At 27.5% G+C, this 4,736-nt stretch carries 6 protein-coding genes; 1 reads left to right on the top strand and 5 read right to left on the bottom strand.

Annotated features, from left to right (window positions below):
• Positions 1–14 precede the first annotated feature (14 nt).
• Complete coding sequence (locus Q1J48_RS06460) at positions 15–518, top strand: flavodoxin (protein ID WP_300362090.1); 504 nt, start codon at positions 15–17, stop codon at positions 516–518.
• 322 nt (positions 519–840) lie between these two features.
• On the opposite strand, the gene Q1J48_RS06455 is transcribed toward Q1J48_RS06460, so the two are convergent.
• The 5 genes from Q1J48_RS06455 to Q1J48_RS06435 all read right to left on the bottom strand — a co-directional run bounded on the left by Q1J48_RS06455 (position 841) and on the right by Q1J48_RS06435 (position 4,706).
• Complete coding sequence (locus tag Q1J48_RS06455; protein WP_300330184.1) at positions 841–1,629, bottom strand: ABC transporter ATP-binding protein; 789 nt, start codon at positions 1,627–1,629, stop codon at positions 841–843.
• The gene (locus Q1J48_RS06450) at positions 1,622–2,473 is read right to left on the bottom strand and encodes an ABC transporter permease (RefSeq protein ID WP_300330181.1); all 852 of its coding nucleotides are present in this window, start codon (positions 2,471–2,473) and stop codon (positions 1,622–1,624) included. Before Q1J48_RS06450 ends, Q1J48_RS06455 begins: the two co-directional genes overlap by 8 nt.
• 15 nt (positions 2,474–2,488) lie before the next feature.
• Positions 2,489–3,418 (bottom strand): ABC transporter substrate-binding protein, encoded by a 930-nt coding sequence (locus Q1J48_RS06445; protein WP_300330178.1) that lies wholly within the window; start codon positions 3,416–3,418, stop codon positions 2,489–2,491.
• Between the two features lie 230 nt (positions 3,419–3,648).
• Positions 3,649–4,170: a nitroreductase family protein gene (locus tag Q1J48_RS06440; RefSeq protein WP_300330175.1), complete on the bottom strand. Its 522-nt coding sequence runs from the start codon at positions 4,168–4,170 to the stop codon at positions 3,649–3,651.
• Between the two features lie 80 nt (positions 4,171–4,250).
• Complete coding sequence (locus Q1J48_RS06435) at positions 4,251–4,706, bottom strand: DUF2147 domain-containing protein (protein WP_300362087.1); 456 nt, start codon at positions 4,704–4,706, stop codon at positions 4,251–4,253.
• Positions 4,707–4,736 lie beyond the last annotated feature (30 nt).

Here is a 4,736-nt window from a genome sequence, read left to right as displayed (position 1 = left end):
AAGGAGAATGAATTATGGAAAAAATAGGAGTTTTTTACGGTACAACAACAGGAAAAAGCGGTGCTATCGCTGATGAAATAGATTTTAATCTTAGAAAAATAGATCACGAAATATTTAATGTAGCTGATGGAATTTCTGAAATAGCTAACTTTAAAAACCTAATATTAATAACACCATCTTATGGAGTGGGACAACTTCAAAGAGATTGGGAAGCTCATAGCGCAGAACTTGAGGCTATGGATTTCTCTGGTAAAAAAATTGCTCTTGTAGGACTTGGAAATCAATTTACTTTTGGAGAATCTTTTGTTGAAGGTATGAAAAAATTATATGATATTGTAACTTCAAAAGGTGGAGAAATTATCGGTATGACTAAAAATGTTGGATACTCTCATAAGGAAAGTGAAGCGGTTATTGGAGATAAATTTGTTGGACTTGCTTTAGATGAAAATAACCAAGATGAAGAAACTCCAGACAGAGTAGCTAACTGGATTCAAGATATTTTAAAAGAATTTTATTAATTAAAAAAAGCTAGAGAGATTTATACTGCACCCAAAATCTTAGACAACTAAAATGGAGGGTGTAGTTTTTTTATGGCAAAATTAACTAATAATCAAAAAATTAAAATTTATGAACAAAGATTAAAGGTAGAAAACCAAAGACTATAACTAAAATAAAAAATTTAAAAAAATATTAACTAAAGAAGATAAAATTAAAAGGATTAACTCCTGCAGAATACAGAAATCAATCCTTATTAATTAATAATTAAATAGTGTCTAAGAAAATGGGTTCACTACATCTTTCTAGCTTTTTTAATATTTTTATATGTTATTAGTTTTTAATTTATGAAAAAATTTCACTATCTTTTAAATAGGCTTCTCTATTATTGAAAATTTTTAAAAGTTTTTCTGTTGTAAGTTTTTTCTTTTCCTCTCCTTTTATATCAATTAATATTTCACCATTATGTAACATTATAAGTCTATTTCCATAATTTATAGCATCTTGTAAATTATGTGTAATCATAAGTGTAGAAATATTATTTTTTTCTACAATTTCTTTTGTCTTATCCATAATAATCTTTGAAGTTTTAGGATCTAATGCTGCTATATGTTCATCTAATAATAGTATTTCCGGCTTATTTAATGTAGCCATTATAAGTGCTAAACATTGTCTTTGCCCCCCAGATAGTGCCCCTACTTCGGTGTCCATTTGATTTTCTATCCCTAAATCCAACTCTTTTAACAATGTTTTATAATATTCTTTTCTTTTTTTATTTAGTCCCATAGTGAAATTAAATTTTTTCCCTTTATTATCTGCCATAGAAAGATTTTCAAATACAGTCATAGAAGGAGCTGTCCCCATTGATGGATTTTGATAAACTTTTGAAATAAAATTTCCCCTTTTATATCTTGGTAAATTTGTTATATCCTTTCCATTTATATCAATACTTCCTTTATCTATTAATATGTTTCCTGTAATTATATCAAGAAGAGTTGATTTTCCTGCTCCATTACTTCCTATTATAGAGATAAATTCTCCTTTTTCAACTTGAAGATTCAACCCTTTGAACACTTTCTTCACTGTTCCTAATTCTGTAACAAAACTTTTTTCAATAGAATTTATATTAAGCATTTGCAACTCCCCCCTTTTTTAAAGAATCTTTTTTTACTTTTAAATATATTATTATTACAACCAAAATAGATGTTACAAGTTTTAAATCACTAGCACTCATTCCTAATTTTAAAGATAGAGCTATAATAATTTTATAAAGCATCGTACCTAATATTACCATTGATGTAGGCTTTATAATTTTTCTTTTTCCTATTACTGCATCTCCTATTATTATTGAAGCAAGTCCTGTTATAATAGTTCCTGTCCCCATTCCTACATCAGCAAATCCTTGATACTGTGCTAATATTCCACCAGATAGAGCAACTAAACTATTTGCTATCATAAGTCCATAAAATTTCAAATTATTTTCATTAATTCCTAAAGATGTGATAAGACTCTCATTATCTCCTAAAGCTTTTAATACAAAACCAAATTTTGTTTTTAGTAGAAAATCAACAGCTAATTTAACTGCTAATAAAAATATTATTATAATTGCTATTGAAGATAATTGCCCATTAAATAAATGTTTTGCCATAAATAAAGGAATATTTGACTTTCCCATTATTCTTAAATTAACACTGTATAATCCTGTCATCACTATAATCCCTGCTAATAAATTAGTTATTTTTAATTTAACATGAATTATTCCAGTTATTAATCCTGCTACTGCTCCAGCTAACATAGCTAAAAACAAAGCCAATAATGGATTCATTCCTTTTATTATAAGAGAAGCACTTACTGCTGCCCCTAATGGAAAACTTCCATCCACTGTCATATCTGGAAAATCTAATATTTTATATGAAATATAAACTCCTAATACCATTATTGCAAATATAAAACTTTGTTCTATTGTTCCTAATAACATATTTCTCAACCTCTCTTAGTATATCTTAGCTCCTTTTAAAGCCTCTGTTGTTAAATCTACTTTATATTTTTCTGCCATTTTTTTATTAACTATAATTTGAGTATCTTTCAATGTTTCAACTGGAATATTTTTAGCTTCTTCTCCCTCTAAAACTTTTATAGCTATCTTTCCTGTTTGATAACCTAATTTTTCATAATCTATTGTATTTGTTATTAAAGCTCCTTGTACAACTTGATCTTCTATACAACCAATCACTGGAATATTTTTTTTATTAGCTTTATCTAAAACTAATGGTGTAGCTGATACTACCAAATTATCTGTTGGAGTATATAAAACATCAACTTTTTCTAGTAATGAATCTAATCCCATTGCCACTTCATTTATATTTGTTGCTCCTACCTCAATTATTTCTAATCCCAATTTTTTACTTTCTTCTTTTGCATTAGCTACTTGTACCTGTGAATTTTGTTCACTTGTATTATAAATTATCCCTATTTTTTTAGTCTTAGGTAAAATTTTTATAATTGTTTCAAGCTGTTTAGAAATAGGTGTAGCATCACTTGTTCCTGTAATATTTTCTCCTGTAAGTCCTGCAGCTTTTTGGTCTGTTACTGCTGTTATTAATATTGGTATTTCTTTAGTAGCATTATAAGCTGATTGTGCACTTGGTGTAGATATTGCATATATCAAATCTTTTTTATTTTGTACAAATGAATTTGCTATCATTTGAGAAGTGTTAAAATCCCCTTGAGCATTTTGATAATCTATTTGTACTTCTTCATATCCATTTTCTTTTAATGCTTTTTCAAATCCTACTCTTGCCAAATCTAATGCTTGGTGTTCCATAATTTGTGTAATCCCTATTTTTATTTTGTTGGAATTTTTTACCTCTTGTCCCATTGCCATTGTAGAAAGTAATAATATTGCTATCCCTAATCTTTTCATCTCTTGTTCCTCCTTAATATTTTTATTTGTAGATAATAATACTACTAAATAATATTTTTGTATAGATAACAATTATTTTTATTCTTTGTTCTTTCTTAAAAAGTTATTACTTATCTTTTATTAGTTTTATATAAAATATTATTTTAAAATTTGTTCGTACAACTCTGATAATTTAAATTTTTTGTAAAAAAAATACAGGGAAAATCCCTGTACCTTATTTAAACTTTTTATTAAAGAACTTCAAGAACTTCCTCTTTTGTTCTCATCTTGTAATGTTGCCCTGCTGGTTGTCCTTGTTTCACTGAAGTATCTGCATATCCAATTGGAAAAATTGCAATTAAATGATAATCTTTCATTGCTGGACAAAGCTCTTTTAAAAGTTCTGGTTTAAAATGTCCTACCCAAGTTGTATCAAGTCCTAAATCACAAGCTTGTAACATTATATGAGTTCCTACTATACCTGCATCTACATCTGCAAAGTTATATTTATCAAAAGAACGAACCCAACCTTCCTCTCTTTTAGATCCAAGTACTAAAAAAGAATTTGCCCCAAAAGTAAAGTCTGTTACTTTTTTTATATTTTCTTTAGCTTCTTCTGATTCCATCATAAATATTTTAAATGGTTGAAAATTTACAGCTGTTGGTGACTTTAAAGCGGTTTCAATTATTTTTTCAATCAATTCCTTCTCAACTTTTTTATCTGTAAATTTACGGCAAGAATATCTTCTCTCTGCTAATTCATAAAAATTCATACAAGCACCTCTTTTCAAAAAAATTAAATGTATTTCAGTATAACTTATTTAACAGATATTGTCAACCTACCCTACTATTTTTAATATCTTGTCCAATATTGCTTTTTTCCTATAAGTCCTTTTTTATCAATTGATCCTTTTACTAATAATCTTCCATCCTCTTGAAGTTTCATATAGCTATTATAAGTTTTTCCATTGATTGGATTATAGATTTTTCCATTCTCAAATTTATCATCTTTTTCAGAATAATCAAAACCACTTACAAAATCTATTCCTCTCAATGTACGACTTTTTAAATTTTCATCTGGATTAGCTAAATCCATCTTCTCTTTTCCTTTATGTTCTCCCTCTGTATATACTGGCATTGTAAGTTCAACTACTCTTCCATTATATTTGTTATCTGATGTTTCATATATCTCAACTATTATTTGATTCCCTGTTTCAGATTTTTCTGTGATCCATTTTCCTATTACCTCCTCTGGTTTAGCAAAAACAAAAGATGAAATTAACATAAATAATAAAGATATTTTTTTCAAAATATTACCTCCTTAAAAATAAATTACTAT

Source organism: Fusobacterium sp. (genome assembly GCF_029258315.1).
GTDB lineage: Bacteria > Fusobacteriota > Fusobacteriia > Fusobacteriales > Fusobacteriaceae > Fusobacterium_B.
Note: the sequence above shows the minus strand (reverse complement) of the source record. Positions and strands in the feature narration are given on the sequence as shown.